This is a genomic window from Spirillospora albida, from assembly GCF_000718255.1.
GTDB lineage: Bacteria > Actinomycetota > Actinomycetes > Streptosporangiales > Streptosporangiaceae > Spirillospora > Spirillospora albida.
Window position 1 is genome coordinate 74,971 of record NZ_JOFJ01000012.1, and the last position, 17,408, is coordinate 92,378.

A 17,408-nucleotide genomic window follows, 5' to 3' on the forward strand; every position below is an offset into this window, starting at 1 on the left:
CACCGTTGTCGATAACACAAAGTCATGTTTTCTAGAGGAACCATCAAGCAGGTTTATGACTAGAGTGGCGGCCATGCTCGACCTCCACCGCGGCCGCATCCTCCGGGAGGTGGCGCGCCTCGGCTCGATGACGGCCGCCGCCCGCTCCCTCGCCTACACCCAGCCCGCCGTCTCCCACCACATCGCCCGCCTGGAGGCCGAGGTGGGCACCCCTCTCGTGATCCGCCACGGCCGCGGGGTCCTCCTGACGGAGGCGGGCCGCATCCTGGTGGAGCACATCGACGACGTCCTGGCCCGCATGGACGACACCGAGGAGCGCATCGCCGCCATCGCCGGGCTCCGCGCGGGCCGCGTCCGCGCCGCCGTCTTCCCCACGGCCGCCGCCGCCCTCATCCCCGACGCCCTGGCCCGCCTCCGCGCCCGAGCCCCCGGCGTGACCGTCACCCTGGACGAGGCGGAACCCAACACGGCCGTCGCCGCCCTCCGGGAGGGCGAGACCGACGTCGCCATCGTCTTCAACTACGACCACCTCCCACCCGACACCGACACCCGGTTCCGCGAGATCCCCCTCTGCGACGACCCCATCCGCCTGGCGATCCCGTCCTCGCACCCCCTGGCGGAGAAGGACGAAGTGAACCTGGCCGACCTGGCCGAGGAGACCTGGGCATCGGGCTGCTTCCGCTGCCGGGACCACCTCGTCTGGGCCTGCGCCGAAGCGGGATTCGTCCCGTCCATCGCCTTCGCGACCGAAGACCACGTGGCCATCCAGCGATTCGTGGCCCGGGGCCTCGCCGTCACGGCACTGCCCGGCCTCGCCCTCGGCCTGCACAGCGAACCGGACGTGGTGGTACCGCGCGCCCCTGCCCTGGGCAGCCGCCACATCGCGGCGCTGGTCCCGGCCGGCCCGCGTCCGCCCGCGGTGACGGCCCTCCTGGACGAACTCACCGCCGTCGCCGCGTCCCTCGACGACATGAACAGTGAATAGGGGCAATTCCCGATACCCGTGTGACGGCAGGAACCACGGCGACAAAAGGGCAATATGGTTTGGCCTGCGGGATCATTGCTAAAAGTTGTTCCGCGGCTTACCGTCCGGTCATACAAAGCGATACGGCGTCTTACCGATCAACCCTGGCACCCCACTTCCAGGAGCTCCCATGCGCCGCCGGACCCTGCCCCTCTTCCCAGCCGCCGCCCTGCCGCTCCTCGCCACGGCGCTGTCGCTCGTCCTCGCCGCCGGCCTGACCTTCGGGTTCACCGCACCCGCCGCCGCCTCGACCACCGCGGCCCGCCCCTCCGCCGACGTCTGGCCGTACTCCGTGCTGCCCGGCTTCGATCCGCTGCGCGCGTCCGTCCGTCCGATGGATCTGGTGAGCGCGCCGCGCGACCTGGACGTCACCTACACCGCCGACGGGAGGACCCGCACTCTCCAGGAGTACCTCGACCGCACCGCGCAGGGATTCATCGTCCTCGACGGAAACGAGATCGTGAAGGAATGGTACGCCGCCGGCTACACCCGGGGGTCGCTGTTCCAATCCTGGTCGATGGCGAAATCGTTCACGGCGGGGGCGGTCGGAGCGGCACTGGCGGACGGCGCCATCCGCTCCATCGACGACAAGGTCACGCGATACCTCCCCGAACTCGCCTCCTCCGGGTACGGGGACGTCTCGTTGCGCGATCTGCTGCGCATGTCGTCCGGAGTCCGGTGGAACGAGAACATCGACGACATCCCGATGCACGTCGGGGTCAGCATGGGCTGGACGTCGACGCCGCAGGTCGCCGGCACGCTGCGCCGCGCCTGGGAACCCGGTGGCCGGTTCGAGTACAGCAGCCCCAACTCGGCCGTCCTGGCGCTGGCGGTGCAGCGGGCGACCGGGATGCCGCTCCACCGCTACGTGCAGAAAAGGCTCTGGGGACCGTCCGGAATGGCGGGCACCGCCTATGTCGGGAACGACTCCCACGGCAACGGGCTCGGCTACTGCTGCATCTACGCCACCGTCCGGGACTTCGCCCGGTACGGGAAGATGATGCTGGACGGCGGCGTGGCCGCCGGGCGGCGGGTGCTTCCCGCGTCCTGGGTGGCGGCGAGCACGTCACCGTCCGGCGTCAGCCCCCGCTACGGCCTGCACTGGTGGGTGGACGGCGACGAGGGCTACTACGCGTCCGGGCTCGGCGACCAGAAGATCTACGTGTCCACGCGGCACCGCGTGGTGATCGTCCGGACCACGTTCCTGAACGCCGGATCCGGGGAGACGCTCGCCGCGCTGCGCGCCGTCGCGGCGGAGGTCGCCCGGACCCGCTGAGCCGAGCGGCGTCAGCGGGGCCGGGGGGAGGTGGCGCGGAGGCGGCCGTCCAGCATCGCGTGGACGGTGTCCGCCGCGTCCAGCTGGGCGACGTCGTGGGTGACCATGACGGTGGCGAGGCCGCGGTCGCGGGTGAGGGCGGCCAGGAGGTCCACGACGTGGGCGCCGCGTTCGTGGTCGAGTGCGCTCGTGGGCTCGTCCACCAGGAGGACGTCCGGGGCGTTCATGAGGGCGCGGGCGATGTTGACGCGCTGGCGCTCGCCGCCGGACATCTGGCGGGGACGCTTGTGCTCCATGCCCGCCAGGCCGACGGACGCGAGGAGGTCCTTCGCCCGGGCCTCGACGCGGCGGGGGCTGCGGCCCGCCAGGTGCGCCATCACGGTGAGCTGGTCCAGGGCGGTGAGGGACGCCAGGAGGTTCGGCTGCTGGAACACGATGCCGAGGTGCTCGCGGCGCAACCGCGCGCGTTCGGCGGTGGCGAGGGCGGTGACGTCGCGGCCCGCGATCCGGACGGTGCCGGACGCCGGGGTGATGAGGGTCGCGGCGACGGCCAGGAGGCTCGACTTGCCCGAGCCGGACGGGCCGGTCACGGCGGCGAACTCGCCCCGCCCGACGTCCAGGCCGACATGGTCGAGGGCCGTCAGCGTGCGGTCGCCGTCGGGGTAGGTCAGGACGACGTCGTCGAGGTGGAGGCTCATCGTGCGGCTCCCAGGGCGGTCAGCGGGTCGACGGACGTGATCTTGCGGACGGCGAGCGCGGCGCCGGCCGCGCCCAGCAGGATCATGATCAGGACGGGCACCACCGTGGTCGACGCGGACAGCGCGAACGGCACGGTGCCGGTGGCCCACCATCCGGCCAGCGCGCCGATCAGGCCGCCGGTCCCGGCTCCCGCGAGCAGGACCAGCACGGCCTGGGCGAGGGCGTCGCGCAGCAGGTAGCCGGTGCTCGCGCCGAGGGCCTTCAGGACGGCGATGTCGGCGCGGCGCTGGATCGTCCAGACGGTGAAGAACGCGCCGATGACGAGCGCGGAGATCGCGAACAGGAAGCCGCGCATGAGCTGCAGCGCCCCGTTCTCGGCGGTGAAGGACGCGATCGCGGCCGCGGCGTCGTCGCGGGCGACGGTGGTGGTGCCGAGGCGCGCGTCGACGGCCGTCGCGTCGGGATCACCGGTGACGAGCAGGACGGTCGCCACGGTGCCGGCGCCCTGGTGGGAGACGGCGCGCCAGTCCGGAAGGCTCAGCCAGGCGACCGGGGCGTGGCTGTAGGACGACCTCCCGCCGATCCCCGTGACGGTGAGGGGCCGGCCGGCGATCTCGACCCGCGCGCCCGGAGCCCAGCCCGTTTCGGTGGCCAGGTCGGCTGACAGGACCACTCCGCCGGGCGGCGGGGCGGGAAGGGGGCCGCCCCGCTCGGTACCGAACAGGGCGGCGGACGCGCCGGCCTTCCCGTGCTCGACGCGTCCCATGGCGATGCCGAGGGGGGTGGTCCGCACGCCGGGGACGTTCCGCCAGCCGTTCAGGGCCGCCGCGTCGATGCGGCTGTCGGAGAAGGCGGCCTTCGCGCCCTCGGGGACGGCGAACACCATGTGGTCGGCGGGCAGGTCGGTGATCGCCGAGGTGTTGTCGCGTGCCAGGCCCGCCGTGAGCCCCGACAGCATGGTCACCAGCAGGGTGATGAGCAGGACGACCGACCCCATCAGCGCGAACCGCCCCTTGGCGAACCGCAGATCCCGCACCGCCACGAACATCCTGAAGCCCCTGCTCTCCGTCGCCTTGTCCGGACGTCTCCAGGGTGCGCGGCGGACGGGATCCGGGGCATCGTCCAGCGGAACCGCCGCCGGGCCTTCTTACGGTCAGCCGGAAATCAACCTTTCGATCGATGCGCGGCCGCGAGCGGGCGCCTACTCTGGGTAGGAAATGCGTGACGACCCGTTCTCACCCGCGATGCGGCTGCTCGGCTGGGCGGTGCACGGCACGTTCGCGGTGCTGCTCGCGATCGCCGTCGCCCGGGACCTGGACGCGGGCCGTCCCGGCCCGGTCGCGGGCGGAGTGCTGCTGGGCGCCTTCTACGCCGGCGGGGTCGCGAGCCTGGAACGCCGCGACCGCGCCGGTCTCGCGCGCGGCTGGCTGGCGGTGCTCACGGCGGGGTGGGCGGCCCTGGCGCTCGCCTCACCCGGCTTCGTCTGGGTCGCGTTCCCGCTCTTCTTCGTCGTCCTGCATCTGCTGCCGCCGCGCGCCGGGGTGCCCGGTGTCGCGCTGCTGGCCGCCGCCGCGATCGGCGCGACCGCCTGGCACGACGGCGGGCCGCGCCTCCCGGCGGTGCTCGGGCCGAGCATCGGAGCGGCCGTCGCCGTGCTGATGGCGCTGGCCTACCGGGCGCTCTACCGGGAGAGCGAGCAGCGGCGGCTGCTGATCGGCGACCTCGTGCGCACCCGCGAGCGCCTGGTGGCGGCGGAGGCGGACGCGGCGCGGCTCGCGGAGCGGGAGCGGCTGGCCCGCGAGATCCACGACACGCTGGCGCAGGGCATGTCCAGCATCATCCTGCTGCTGCGGGCCGCCCGCCGCGATCTGCGGGCCGACCCCGACGCGGCGGAGGCGCGGCTGAGGGAGGCCGAGGACGCGGCGGCCGAGAATCTGGAGGAGGCGCGCGGCTTCGTGCGGGCGCTGGCCCCGCCCGCCCTGCGGGACGCGTCGCTGCCCGACGCCCTGCGGCGGGTGGCGGAGGCGGCGGCCGCCCGGACCACCACGACCGTCCGGTTCGAGGTGTCCGGGACCCCGGCGGCGCTGCCGGTCGGCCACGAGGCCGCGCTGCTGCGGATCGCGCAGGGCGCGCTCGGCAACGCGGCGCGCCATTCCGGCGCCGGGCGGGTCGGCGTCACGCTGACGTATCTCGACGATCAGGTACTGCTGGACGTTGTGGACGACGGCAAGGGGTTCGTCCCGGACGGGCCCGCGCGGTCCGGCGGCACCGGTTACGGGCTGCGCGCGATGCGGGACCGGGCCGCCGCGCTCGGCGGGACGCTGACGGTCGAGTCGGCGCCGGGCGAGGGCACGGCGGTCGCGGCGAGCGTGCCGCTGCGGCCGGGCGGCGCATGAGCCCGATCCGGATCCTGCTCGTGGACGATCATCCCGTCGTCCGCTCCGGCATCCGCGCGATGCTCCAGGACCAGCCGGACTTCGTCTTCGTCGGCGAGGCCGCGACCGGTGAGGAGGGCGTCGCGGAGGCCGGCCGGCTGAAGCCCGACGTGGTCCTCATGGATCTTCAGCTGGGCGCCGGGATGCACGGCGGCGAGGCGACCCGGCGGATCACCGGGGCGGGCCCGGACGCGCCGCGCGTGCTGGTGCTGACGACGTTCGACACCGACGCCGACGTCCTCGCCGCCATCGAGGCGGGCGCGACGGGGTACCTGCTGAAGGACGCGCCGCCGGAGAAGCTGCACGCGGCGATCAGGGCGGCCGCCGCCGGGGCCGGCGCCCTCGCGCCGAGCGTCGCGTCCCGGCTGCTCGGGCGGATGCGGGAGCCGTCGGTGACGCTGACCGGGCGCGAGCTGGAGGTGCTCGGGCTGGTCGCGGAGGGCCTGTCGAACCGGGGGATCAGCAAGCGCCTCTTCCTGAGCGAGACGACCGTGAAGACCCATCTCGTCCACATCTACGCCAAGCTCGGGGTGGACTCGCGGACGGCGGCGGTGGCGGTGGCGACGCGACGCGGCTTGATCCGTCCGGTCTAGGTCCCGGAACCCATGGCCAGAGCAAACCATTCCGAATATGGTTCGGTCATGTCGATCGCCATCAACGACGAGCACCGGTCCCTCGCCGAGACCGCCGCCGACTTCCTGCGCCGCAAGGACGCCCGCGGCGCCGCCCGCGCCCTGCTGGACGCCGCCGACGAAACGCTGCCCGCCTTCTGGCCCGAGCTCCGCGAACTCGGCTGGACGGGCCTGCACCTGCCCGAAAAGCACGGCGGCGCCGGCTTCGGGCTGGAAGAGCTGGTCGTGGTCGTGGAGGAGCTCGGCCGCGCCGTGACGCCCGGCCCGTTCGTGCCGACCGCCATCGCGAGCGCCGTCCTCGCCGCCGCCGCGCCCGAGGACGTGCAGGCGCGCCTCCTGCCGGGGCTGGCCGACGGGTCGGCCTTCGGCGCCGTCGCCCTCCAGGCCGACGTCACCCTCGGCGGCGGGACCGCGAGCGGCTCCGCGGGGGTCGTGCTCGGCGGCGGGTTCGCGAACGTCCTGCTCGTCGGGGTCGGCGATGACGTCGCCGTCGTCGACACCGCGAGCGGCGTCACGGTCGAGACGCCCGTCAACCTGGACCGGACGCGCCGCGCCGCGCGGATCACCCTCGACGGCGCCTCCGCCGAGGTGATCCCCGGCGCCCGCGCCGTGCTGGACGACCTCGCCCGCATCGTGCTGGCCGCCGAGGCCACCGGCATCGCCCGCGAGGCCACCGAGCTGGCCGTCGAGTACGCGAAGGTCCGCGAGCAGTTCGGCCGGCCGATCGCGATGTACCAGGCGGTCAAGCACCACTGCGCGAACATGCTGGTCGCCGCCGAGATGGCGACGGCCGCCGTGTGGGACGCGGCGCGCGCCGCGTCCGACGACGAGACCCAGCGCTCCTACACCGCCGCGATGGCGGCGTCCCTCGCGCTGGAGGCGGCCGTCCGCAACGGGCAGCTGAACATCCAGGTGCACGGCGGCATCGGGTTCACCTGGGAGCACGACGCGCACATGTACGCGCGCCGGGCCCACGCGCTCGCCGCGATCCTCGACCCGGAGGCGGCGGCCGTCCGGGTCACCGACCTGGCCCGCGCGGGCGCCCGCCGGAAGCGGAAGATCGATCTGCCGGAGGGCGCCGAGCGGATCCGCGACACCGTCCGCGCGTTCGCCGAGGAGGTCAAGGACCTCGGGCCGGAGGAGCAGCGGCTCGCGCTCGTCGACTCCGGGTACGCCGTCCCGCACTGGCCGCGGCCGTGGGGGCGGGACGCGGGCGCCGTCGAGCAGCTCGTCATCGAGGAGGAGTTCGGCAGGGCGGGCGTCAGGAAGCCGAGCTACGGCATCACCGCGTGGGTGATCCTCACCGTCGCCCAGCACGCCACCGAGGAGCAGGCGAAGCGGTGGGTGCGGCCGACGCTGCTCCAGGAGATCACCTGGTGCCAGCTGTTCAGCGAACCGGAGGCCGGGTCGGACGCGGCGAGCGTCAGGACGAAGGCGACGCGGGTCGAGGGCGGCTGGCGGCTGAACGGCCAGAAGGTGTGGACGAGCGGCGCGCAGGTCGCCGACTTCGGTCTCGCCACCGTCCGCACCGACCCGGACGCGCCCAAGCACAAGGGCATCACGACCGTGGTGATCGACATGCACGCGGAGGGCGTGGAGGTGCGGCCGCTGCGGCTGGCGTCCGGCGGCACCGAGTTCAACGAGGTGTTCTTCACCGACCTGTTCATCCCGGACGACCAGGTCGTCGGCCCGGTGAACGAGGGCTGGACGGTCGCGCGCGCGACGCTCGGCAACGAGAGCGTCAGCATCGGCGGCGGCGAGGGCGCCGTCTCCATCCCGACGCGGCAGATCGTCGCGGCGCTCGACGCGCATCCCGAGCGGCTCGCGGGCGGTGCGGGCAGGGTCGGGCGCAACATCGCCGCGACGGAGGCGATGCGGGCGCTGAACCTGCGCACCGCGCACCGCGCCGTCGCGGGTGGCGGACCCGGCCCCGAGGGCAACGTCGCGAAGCTCGTGATGACGGAGAACGGCGCGGAGGGCGCGCAGATCCTCGCGGAGCTGACCGGCCCCGACCTCGCGTTCCAGGAGGGGCCTGGCGAGATGGCCGGCCTGATGCTGCTGTGGACGCGCGCGCTCGCGATCGCGGGCGGCACGTCCGAGATCAAGCGGAACCAGATCGGCGAGCGCATCCTCGGCCTCCCCCGCGACCCGCTCATCCGCTGACCGGAGCCGGTGCCCGGACGGGACTCCCCGTCCGGGCACCGCCTCACCCCGGCGCCGCCGACGCGCGGGGGCTGAGCATTTCCCGGTGTGGTTTGTGCGATCGGTGAGTGGCACGGGTCACGCCGCCCCGGCATCCTCTCCGGTATCCGACCGCTCCCCCTGGAGTCCCGATGAGGCACTCATCCCCCGCCCTCTCCTCTTCCACGGCGGCACGGGTCGTGGCGGCGCTGGTCGTCGCGGGCGCGTCCGTCGTCGCGGCCGGTCCGGCGGCGGCGCGCGACACCGGCCGGGTCGAGACGCCGGTGGCGTCCGGCTCGCCCGTCACGGAGGTCACCGAGACGGCCGTCCGAGTGAAGGTCCCGCTGCCCGCCTCGGCCGGTCCGCATCCCGAAGCCTGCGACTGGCTGTCCTACCTGCGGTTCCGGCACAAGGACGGGCCGGCCGCGGCGGCGCGCGCCGACCGGATCCTGGTGGCTCAGCCCGGAGTGCTGGAGGGCGCGGGGGCGTTCGACAGCGTCGCCCGCAACACGATCGCGCAGGCCGCGAAGAGCGGGAGGTACATCGAGTTCTGGGCGCTGGACCGGCGCTCCAACTGCCTGGAGGACAACACCGGCGTCCTCGCCGGGGTCGCCGCGAAGGACCCGCACCTGGCGGTCGACTACTACTACCGGCAGAAGGAGATCGGCGGGAAGAGGTTCGGCGGGTTCCTCGGCAACGACAAGGTGACCTGGCTGCAGAATCAGGGCCTGGCGCAGACCGTCCGGGACCAGTACGACCTGATGGCGCGTGAACTGCCGGACCAGGCCGCCCGGAAGCGGAAGATGCTGTGCGGCGGCCATTCGCTCGGCGGCATCCTCACCGCGTTCTTCGCCGAATGGGACTTCGACGGGAATCCCGCCACGACGGCCGACGCCGGATACAACCAGTGCTCCGGCTACTTCGCGCTCGACACCCGCATCCGCAAGGGCGTACCGGGCCTGGAGGCGCAGGTGCCGACCGGCATGGTGCCGCTCATGGAGTTCGGGGCGGGCGCGGTGCGGCTCGGGCTGGAGAGCGGGGTCGTGCCGCGCACGCTGTCGGCCCCCGCCGTGATCAACCCCGAGACGATGCAGCTGCTCGGCATCGCGGGCCTCGCGGCGAGCGTCGCGCCGGACGGCCTGTCCGACCTCGCGACGTACGTGCCCGAGGGCTTCAACCAGTCGATGACGTACCGGCTCCTGTTCTCGAAGGACTACCCGACGTTTTTGAAGGGGACGCCGACGGTGAAGGACTTCCGGTTCTCCAACGCCGCTGCGCTCGGCGGGCTCCTCGACGACAACTCGCAGCCGCTCGCGTTCATGCAGGCGAGCGTCGGGTTCTGGGACGGCGGGAAGATCGTCGACAAGGGGTTCCCGGCACCGAACGACCTGGAGGAGATCGGACTGGGCGGACTGAAGCAGCTCGTCGGCCCGGACAAGAAGGCCATCCCGGACGAGCCGAACGGCCCGCTCTTCACATGGCGGAACTACGACCGGGTCGGCGCGGCGGACGACCCCGTCCACAGGTCGAAGGACGGGAAGCCGTTCACCGCGGCGGGCAAGGAGGTCACCGACATCGCCGAACTCGCCCGCAGCCTGTCAGAGCACCCCCTCGACTTCACGGAGCACTATTTCCCGACGCGAATCGTGACCGACATCGCGTTCGCCGACGCCGAGGGCGTCGCGGACGGGGCCGTCCACGACGGCGGCATCGCGGCGAACCCGACGATCAACCTGGAGGCGGGCGACGGGCTCGTCTCCGCCGCCCCGCTGCCGGGCGACGTGATCGCGCCCGGATACCAGCACATCGACGTGCTGACGGCGTCCGCGAGGCAGAACGACGGGAGGCCGGAGCCGATCTCCCTCAACCTCGCCGCGTTCGCCCTCAGGTGAGCGCGGACGGCGGCTAGCGCACCCGCACCGCGCTGCCGTCGTACGGGACGAGTTCGCCGATCACCGGGGCGCCGGGGATCTCCCCGGCGATGAGCAGGCCGCCCGACGTCTGGGCGTCGGCGAGCAGGAGTCGGGTGTGCTCGCCGGCCGCGCCGAAGTCGGTGTGCGGGGCGACCCAGCCGAGGTTGCGGCGGGTGCCGCCGCTGACGTAGCCGTCCCGGACGGCCTCGCGCGCCCCGTCCAGGTACGGGACGGCCGCGGCGTCGATCATTGCCGTGACGCCGGACGCGCGGGCCAGCTTGAACAGGTGCCCGAGCAGCCCGAAGCCGGTCACGTCGGTCGCGCAGACCGCGCCCGCGTCGAGAGCGGCGGCGGACGCGTCCCGGTTCAGGGCGGTCATCGCGGCGATCGCCTGCGGGAAGACCTCGCCGGTCGCCTTGTGCCGGTTGTTGAGGACGCCGATCCCGAGCGGCTTCGTCAGCGACAGCGGGACGCCGGGCGCGCCGGTGTCGTTGCGCAGCAGCCGGGCCGGGTCGGCGACGCCGGTGACGGCCATCCCGTACTTCGGTTCCGGGTCGTCCACGCTGTGGCCGCCGCCGACGTGGCAGCCCGCCTCGGCGGCGATGTCGGCCCCGCCGCGCAGCACCTCCCGCACCAGGTCGAACGGCAGGACGTCGCGGGGCCAGCCGAGCAGGTTCACCGCGACGAGCGGACGGCCGCCGACCGCGTACACGTCCGACAGGGCGTTCGCGGCGGCGATCCGGCCCCAGTCGTAGGGGTCGTCCACGACCGGGGTGAAGAAGTCGGCGGTCGCGACGGCCGCGAGGTCGCCGGACAGCCGGACGACCGCCGCGTCGTCCCCCGTGTCGAGCCCGATGAGCAGGTCGGAGCCGGGACGCGGCGGCGGGACCAGGCCGGCGACCACGTCCTCGAGCTCGCCGGGCGGGATCTTGCAGGCGCAGCCGCCACCGCGCGCGTACCGGGTGAGCCGCGGGGCGCGGGCGTCGCTCGTCGCGGCGTGGTCGGTCACGGCGTTGTTCGTCACGGCGTCCGCTCCGTTCGGATTCTGCGCTGGTCGTCGATGCGTTTGGTGTAGCCCTGGGCGTCCAGGTGTTCCAGCAGCGGGACGGCGACCCGGCGGGTGGTGCCGAGGGCGCGGCGGGCCTCGCTCAGGGTGAAGGGCCCGTCCAGGCCGGCGAGGATCGCGGCGGCGCGGCGGGCGGCGTCCGGGAGAAGGACGATGCCGCCGGGCAGCCGGAGCAGGGCGCCGGCCGCCGCGGCGGCCGCGAGGAGCGCGGGGGTGAGGCCGAGTTCGGCCAGGCGGCCCGCGTCGGGCGCGTGGAACGGCCGTTCGGCCAGGTCGCGGCGGACGGTGTCGACGGCGGGCGGGAGTTCGGGGCGGCGCGCCGCCCCGAACAGGCGGCCGTCGCGGTGCGCCAGCCCGGACGCGAGGGCCTCGACGAGGGCGCGGTCGGGGAGGTCCAGGGCGCGGCGGGCCGCCTCCACGGGCATCCCGGGATCGGAGGGGTGCGCCGCCGCGTGCGCTTCGACGGCCGAGGCCAGGGCGCGGCGGAGGCCGTCCCAGTGGGCGGGGTCGGCGAGCCAGTCGCCCGCGACGGGCTCGGACGGTGCGGGGACGCCCATCGCGAGCAGGTCGGCGCGCCGGATCAGGCCGCGGCGGCGCAGCTCGGCGGCGCCGTCGGGACGGCCGGTCAGCACGGCGAGTTCGCGGGCGCGGGCCTTCGCCGCGCCCCGGCGCGTGAACGGCTCGGGGCGGACGTCCAGGACGGTCACCCCGGCGGAGACGCGATGCCGTCCGGGGTCGCGGAGCAGCGCCCGGTCCCCGACGCGCAGCGGCAGCGGGCGGCGGAGGATGAGCCGGGCCGTGTCGTCGGCGAGGGGGCGGACGTGCGCCGGGACGGCCGCCGTCCCGGCGTGGAAGGTGAGCTGCGCGGGCAGGTCGGCGGCCCGGTCGCCGCGCAACCGGACGTCCACGGCCTCGGTCGCGAGCCAGCGGCCGGGGGTGACGAGCGCGTCGCCCCGCCGGACGGACGACGTGTCGCCGCGCAGGTCGACGGCGACGCGGGCGACCGCCCCGACCGCGTCCCGGTCGCGCCGCAGCGCTTGAAGTCCCCGGACGCGCAGCGCGTCGCCGCCCGACGCGGGTGCCAGCCGGTCGCCGACGGCGATCGTCCCGGCGGGGAGGGTGCCGGTCACGACCGTGCCCCGGCCCCGCACGGTGAAGACCCGGTCGATCCAGAGCCGGACGTCGGCGTCCGGGTCGGGCGGGGGCAGCGCGGCGGTCAGCCGACGCAGGGCGGCGCGCAGGTCGTCCAGGCCCGCGCCGGTACGGCCGCTGACCTCGACGGACTCGACCGCGCCGAGGGTGCTCCCCGCGATGTGCTCCAGCGCGGCCGCCCGCGTCGCGGCCCTCGCCCGCGCGCCGGCGAGGTCGCAGCGCGTCACGGCCAGCAGCCCGTGCCGGACCCGCAGCGCGTCCAGCACCGCGAGATGCTCCGCCGACTGCCGCTGCCAGCCCTGGTCGGCGGCGACCACGAACAGCACGGCGGGGACCGGCCCGACCCCGGCGAGCATCGTTGTGACGAGGCGTTCATGCCCGGGGACGTCGACGAACGCGAGCCCGTCGGCCGTCCAGGCGAAGCCCAGCTCGATCGTCAGGCCGCGGCGGCGCTCCTCGGCCAGCCGGTCGGGCTCCATCCCGGTGAGCGCGCGCACCAGGGTCGACTTGCCGTGGTCGACGTGCCCGGCGGTCGCGACGACGTGCATCGTCACGAGCCCGCGGCGCGGATCGCCTCGATCAGCGCGCCGTCGCTTTCCGGCGGGACGGAGCGCAGGTCGAGCAGGCAGCGGCCGTCCTCGACGCGGCCCATCACGGCGGGTGCGCCGAGCCGCAGGCGCTCCGCGTACGGCTCCGGGAGCGCGACCGCCGCGCTCGGCAGCACGACGCCGGGCGCGCCGCCGCCCCCGACCGCCGCGTCGCAGCGCACGGCCTCGGCGCCGGTCTCGGCGGCGATCCGCTCCGCGCGGGCGCGCAGCGTCCGGACGTCGGCGTGCAGGGCCTCGGCGGTCGGGGTACGGGGGCCGCGCAGGGTCGCCTCCAGGGCGGCGATCGTCAGCTTGTCGACCCGGAGCGCGCGGGCGAGCGGATGCCGGGCGAGCCGTTCCACCAGGGGGGCGCGGCCGAGGATCAGCCCGCACTGCGGGCCGCCGAGCAGCTTGTCGCCGCTGGCGGTGACGAGGTCGGCGCCCGCCGCGAGCCGCGTCGCGGCGTCCGGCTCGCCGGGCAGGACGGGGTCGGGGGCGAGCAGCCCGGACCCGATGTCGACGACGACCGGAACGCCCAGCCCGGACAGCTCGGCGACCGACGCCTCGCGCGTGAACCCGGTCATGCGGAAGTTGGACGGGTGGACCTTCAGCACGAACCCGGTGTCCGGCCCGATCGCGGCGGCGTAGTCGCCCGGGGAGGTCCGGTTCGTGGTGCCGACCTCGCGGAGCCTGGCGCCGGTCGAGACGAGCAGGTCCGGCAGCCGGAACCCGTCGCCGATCTCCACCATCTCGCCCCGGCTCACCACGATCTCGCGGCCCGCCGCGAGCGCGGTCGCGGCCAGCACGAGCGCCGCCGCGCCGTTGTTCACCACGTGCGCGGCCCCGGCGGCGGGCACCCGCTCCAGCAGGGCCGCCAGCATCGACCGGCCGCGCCGCGCCCGCGCCCCCGTCGCGAGGTCGAGTTCGACGTCGGTGGCGCCGGACGCCAGCAGCACCGCGTCCCGGGCCGCCGGCGACAGGGGCGCCCGCCCGAGGTTGGTGTGCAGCAGGACGCCGGTCGCGTTCACGACCTCGCGCAGCCCGGACGCGGACTCCGGCAGCGCCGCCGCCGCCGCGTCGGCCACCGCGTCCACCGGGACCTCCCCGGCGCGTGCGCGCCGCTGGGCGTCCACGACCGCCGCCTTCACCAGGTCCCGGCCCAGCCGGCCCGCCGCCTCGGCGAGCCTCGGGTCGGCGAGGAGCACGTCGGTACGGGCGATCCGGCGCCTTTCGTCCATCGGCACAGCATCGCACGGCCGGGCACTCCGGCTGATTTGTCGCGCTTGTGGGTGTCGGATGTGACGTGGGTTACCTAGTCTGGCCACCCGGCCCAGTGGAGGTGTCTCTTTGACGGACGTGCACGACGGACCCGCCGCGATCGAGGCGCTGTCGGGGGAACCGTGGCGGGACGTCCCGCGCGAGGAGGCGCAGTGGATGCGCCCCCACCTGCCCGCCCTCGCCGACGCCATGGTGGAGGGGGTGCTGCGGCACGTCCCCGAGTACGCGCGCCGCGACGACGCCGTCTACGTCGACGTCATCCGCAGCGCGGTCACGGAGGGCATGGGCCACTTCATCCAGATGATCGCCGACCCGGACGCCCCGTGGCAGGGCGTTCACCAGCTCTTCTTCGACATCGGGTACGGGGAGGCCATCGAGGGCCGGAACCTGGAGCACCTGCAGAACGCGCTGCGGGTCGCGTCCCGGACGGCGTGGCGGTACCTCTCCGGGGAGGCGCTCCGGCTGCGGCGGCCCCCGGAGATCGCGTTCTCGCTCACCGAGTTCAACTTCGTCTACCTCGACATGCTGGCGTCCGCCGCCGCGCAGGGCTACGCGCGGGCCAGGGAGCGGACGGCGGGCGAGCGGGAGCAGCGCCGCGGCCGGCTGCTGAGCCTGCTGCTGTCCGATCCGCCGGCGCCGCACGACGTCGTCGCCGAGCAGGCGGCCCGCGCGGGCTGGCCGCTGCCGGACCGGCTCGCGGTGATCGTGCTGCGGCCCCGGCCGGGCAGCGGCGGCGAGGGCCCGGCCGGGCTGCCGCCCGCGCTGCTCAGCGGCCTCGACCGGGGCCGTCCGTGCCTGATCCTGCCCGACCCGGACCGGCCGGGCGGCACCGACCGGCTCGCCGCGACCCTCGCGGGCTGGACGGGCGCGGTCGGGCCGTCCGTCCCGACGGACCAGGCGCGCGTCTCCCTGCACTGGGCGCACCGCGCCCTGGACCTCATGGCCGCGGGCGGGGCCGGCCCCGCGCCGGACCGGCCGGCCCGCAGGGCGGGCAGGCTCGTCCACGCCGAGCGGCACGTGCCGGAGCTGCTCCTCCAGGAGGGCTGGACGCTCGCCCACGCGGCCGCGCGGCAACGGCTCGCGCCGCTCACCGAGCTCGGCCCGCAGCGCGGCGGGCGGCTCGCGGCGACGCTGCTGGCCTGCCTGCGGCACGGCTTCAACGCGACGGACGCGGCGGAGGCGCTGTGCGTGCACCCGCAGACCGTCCGGTACCGGATGACGCAGCTGCACGGCCTGTTCGACTACGACATCGAGGACCCGGCGATCCGCCTGGAGCTGATGCTGCTCCTCCCCGTCTGGATCCAGGCGTACGGCGAGGAGCAGGCATGACCGACCTGGATCGATGAAGCGACGCTGCTGTGCGGTTCAACGGATCGCCATGAGACCCCCCAATCTGGAGCGAATTGGCGGAATCTTCACCAATTGCTCGCCTTCGGACGTGATGCCCGTTCTACTCTGCCGCTCATGCGCCGAACAGCAGCAGCACTCGCGACCGTCCTGACCGCCGGCCTGGCCGCCGGCGCGCAGACGGCACGGGCGGAGGAGACGCCCACCTGCGACGTCCCCGCCACCCACCGGATCTCCCAGGTCCAGGGCAGCGGGGACGCCTCTCCTGTCGCCGGGCGGACCGTCCGGATCGAGGGCGTCGTGACCGCCGACTTCCAGCGGGCCGACCAGCTCAAGGGGTTCTTCGTCCAGGACCCGTCGCCGGACGCCGACCCCGCCACGTCCGACGGCCTCTTCGTCTACTCGACGCAGGAGGTCGCGGTCGGCGACCGCGTCCTCGTCACGGGCACGGCGATCGAGTACGGCGGGCTGACCGAGCTGTCGCCCGTCACCGCCGTGAACGTCTGCGGGACGGGCCGCGTCGCGCCGGTGAGGGTCCGGCTGCCGCTGGCCGCCGGCACCACGCCGGAACGCTACGAGGGCGTCCTCGTCCGGTTCCCGCAGCGGCTCACCGCCACCGAGACCTACCGGCTCGGCCGCTACGGCGAGCTGACCGTCTCGGCGGGCGGCCGCCTGTACCAGCCCACGGACCGGCAGGGCCCCACCCAGGCCGGGAACGACGCGCGCCGCCTCCTCGTCGACGACGCCTCCAACGTGCAGAACCCGGCCTCCGTCCCGTTCACCGAGCCGCGCGTCGTCCGGATCGGCGACGCGACCGCCGGGCTGACCGGCGTCCTGAGCCAGGGCTTCGGCGCGTACCGGCTCCAGCCGACGGCGACCGCGCGGTTCGCGCGGGTGAACCCGCGTCCGAAGAGGCCCCGCCCCGTGGGCGGCGACGTCCGGGTCGCCGCGTTCAACACGCTCAACTGGTTCACGACGCTGAACGAGCGCGGCGCGGACACCCCCGAGGAGCAGGAGCGGCAGCTCGCCAAGCTCACCGCCGCCCTGCGCGGCCTGGACGCCGACGTCACCGGGCTGATGGAGGTCGAGAACAACGGCGACACCGCCATCGGCGCGCTCGTCGCCCGGCTGAACGAGGAGGCCGGCGCCGGGACCTACGCGTGGGTCCGGCACCCGAACCCGGGCACCGACCAGATCCATGTCGCGCTCATCTACAAGGCGAGGAAGGTCGAGCCGGTCGGTGCGGCGCGCTCGTCGTCGGAGCCGGTGTTCGAGCGGCCGCCGCTCGTCCAGGGCTTCCGGCCGGTCGGGGGCGGCGCGACGGCCACAGTGATCGTGAACCACTTCAAGTCCAAGGGCTGCGACGGCGCGACCGGCGCGGACCGGGACCAGGGCGACGGGCAGAGCTGCTTCAACGCCCGCCGCGTCCTCCAGGCGAAGGCCGTCGCCGCGCTCGCGGCGGGGACGGAGAACCCGCTCGTCCTCGGCGACCTCAACGCCTACACCGGCGAGGACCCCGTGAAGGCGCTGACCGGCGCCGGGCTCATCGGGCAGACCGAGCGGTTCGTCCGGCCGTCCGAGCGGTACTCGTACGTGTTCGACGGCCAGGCGGGCGAACTCGACCACGTCCTGGCCGGGCGCGGCCTCTCCCGGCGCGTCACGGGCGCGACGATCTGGCACATCAACGCGGACGAGCCGACCTTCCTCGACTACGACACCGAGTTCAACCCGGCGCGGTTCTACCGGCCGGACGCGTTCCGCTCGTCCGACCACGACCCCGTCCTGATCGGCCTGCGGCTGCGCTGACCTCTGGCGCAT

Annotated in this window: 13 protein-coding genes; 8 read left to right on the plus strand and 5 right to left on the minus strand. The window is 74.7% G+C overall.

Annotation, left to right across the window (positions count from 1 at the left end; all coding sequences use genetic code 11):
- The first annotated feature begins 73 nt into the window (after positions 1 to 73).
- Both IE99_RS0116605 and IE99_RS0116610 read left to right on the plus strand, forming a co-directional pair.
- Complete coding sequence (locus IE99_RS0116605; protein ID WP_030170974.1) at positions 74 to 985, plus strand: LysR family transcriptional regulator; 912 nt, start codon at positions 74 to 76, stop codon at positions 983 to 985.
- Between the two features lie 169 nt (positions 986 to 1,154).
- Positions 1,155 to 2,300 (plus strand): serine hydrolase domain-containing protein, encoded by a 1,146-nt coding sequence (locus IE99_RS0116610; RefSeq protein WP_030170976.1) that lies wholly within the window; start codon positions 1,155 to 1,157, stop codon positions 2,298 to 2,300.
- 11 nt (positions 2,301 to 2,311) lie between these two features.
- Here the strand turns inward: IE99_RS0116610 and IE99_RS0116615 are convergent, their stop codons facing one another.
- Together IE99_RS0116615 and IE99_RS0116620 are read right to left on the minus strand one after the other, a co-directional pair.
- A complete protein-coding gene (locus IE99_RS0116615; protein ID WP_030170978.1) occupies positions 2,312 to 2,998 on the minus strand; it encodes an ABC transporter ATP-binding protein in 687 nt (228 codons plus the stop codon).
- Positions 2,995 to 4,047, minus strand: coding sequence for an ABC transporter permease (locus IE99_RS0116620; RefSeq protein WP_030170979.1), 1,053 nt, complete (start codon positions 4,045 to 4,047; stop codon positions 2,995 to 2,997). The genes IE99_RS0116615 and IE99_RS0116620 overlap by 4 nt, the downstream gene beginning before the upstream one ends.
- 169 nt (positions 4,048 to 4,216) lie before the next feature.
- Between IE99_RS0116620 and IE99_RS0116625 the strand changes: the two genes are divergently transcribed.
- From IE99_RS0116625 to IE99_RS0116640, 4 genes are all read left to right on the plus strand, one after another.
- Positions 4,217 to 5,395: a sensor histidine kinase gene (locus IE99_RS0116625; protein ID WP_051712582.1), complete on the plus strand. Its 1,179-nt coding sequence runs from the start codon at positions 4,217 to 4,219 to the stop codon at positions 5,393 to 5,395.
- On the plus strand, positions 5,392 to 6,027 hold the full coding sequence (locus tag IE99_RS0116630; protein ID WP_030170984.1) for a response regulator: 636 nt from the start codon (positions 5,392 to 5,394) through the stop codon (positions 6,025 to 6,027). Before IE99_RS0116625 ends, IE99_RS0116630 begins: the two co-directional genes overlap by 4 nt.
- Positions 6,028 to 6,075: 48 nt before the next feature.
- Positions 6,076 to 8,229 (plus strand): acyl-CoA dehydrogenase family protein, encoded by a 2,154-nt coding sequence (locus IE99_RS0116635; protein ID WP_030170987.1) that lies wholly within the window; start codon positions 6,076 to 6,078, stop codon positions 8,227 to 8,229.
- 170 nt (positions 8,230 to 8,399) lie between these two features.
- Positions 8,400 to 10,139 (plus strand): hypothetical protein, encoded by a 1,740-nt coding sequence (locus IE99_RS0116640; RefSeq protein ID WP_030170989.1) that lies wholly within the window; start codon positions 8,400 to 8,402, stop codon positions 10,137 to 10,139.
- 13 nt (positions 10,140 to 10,152) lie between these two features.
- Here the strand turns inward: IE99_RS0116640 and selD are convergent, their stop codons facing one another.
- From selD to selA, 3 genes are read right to left on the minus strand one after another with little or no spacing between them, the layout of a single operon-like run.
- Complete coding sequence (gene selD, locus IE99_RS0116645) at positions 10,153 to 11,169, minus strand: selenide, water dikinase SelD (RefSeq protein WP_030171000.1); 1,017 nt, start codon at positions 11,167 to 11,169, stop codon at positions 10,153 to 10,155.
- An 11-nt stretch (positions 11,170 to 11,180) separates the two neighbouring features.
- A complete protein-coding gene (locus tag IE99_RS0116650) occupies positions 11,181 to 12,926 on the minus strand; it encodes a selenocysteine-specific translation elongation factor (RefSeq protein ID WP_030171002.1) in 1,746 nt (581 codons plus the stop codon).
- Positions 12,927 to 12,928: 2 nt separating this feature from the next.
- Positions 12,929 to 14,203 carry an L-seryl-tRNA(Sec) selenium transferase gene (selA, locus tag IE99_RS0116655; RefSeq protein WP_030171003.1) on the minus strand — a complete coding sequence of 425 codons (1,275 nt, stop codon included), beginning with the start codon at positions 14,201 to 14,203 and terminating at the stop codon, positions 12,929 to 12,931.
- 118 nt (positions 14,204 to 14,321) lie between these two features.
- Between selA and IE99_RS0116660 the strand changes: the two genes are divergently transcribed.
- Together IE99_RS0116660 and IE99_RS0116665 are read left to right on the plus strand one after the other, a co-directional pair.
- Positions 14,322 to 15,572, plus strand: coding sequence for a PucR family transcriptional regulator (locus tag IE99_RS0116660; protein ID WP_030171006.1), 1,251 nt, complete (start codon positions 14,322 to 14,324; stop codon positions 15,570 to 15,572).
- 135 nt (positions 15,573 to 15,707) lie between these two features.
- A complete protein-coding gene (locus tag IE99_RS0116665) occupies positions 15,708 to 17,396 on the plus strand; it encodes an ExeM/NucH family extracellular endonuclease (protein WP_030171009.1) in 1,689 nt (562 codons plus the stop codon).
- Positions 17,397 to 17,408: the final 12 nt, after the last annotated feature.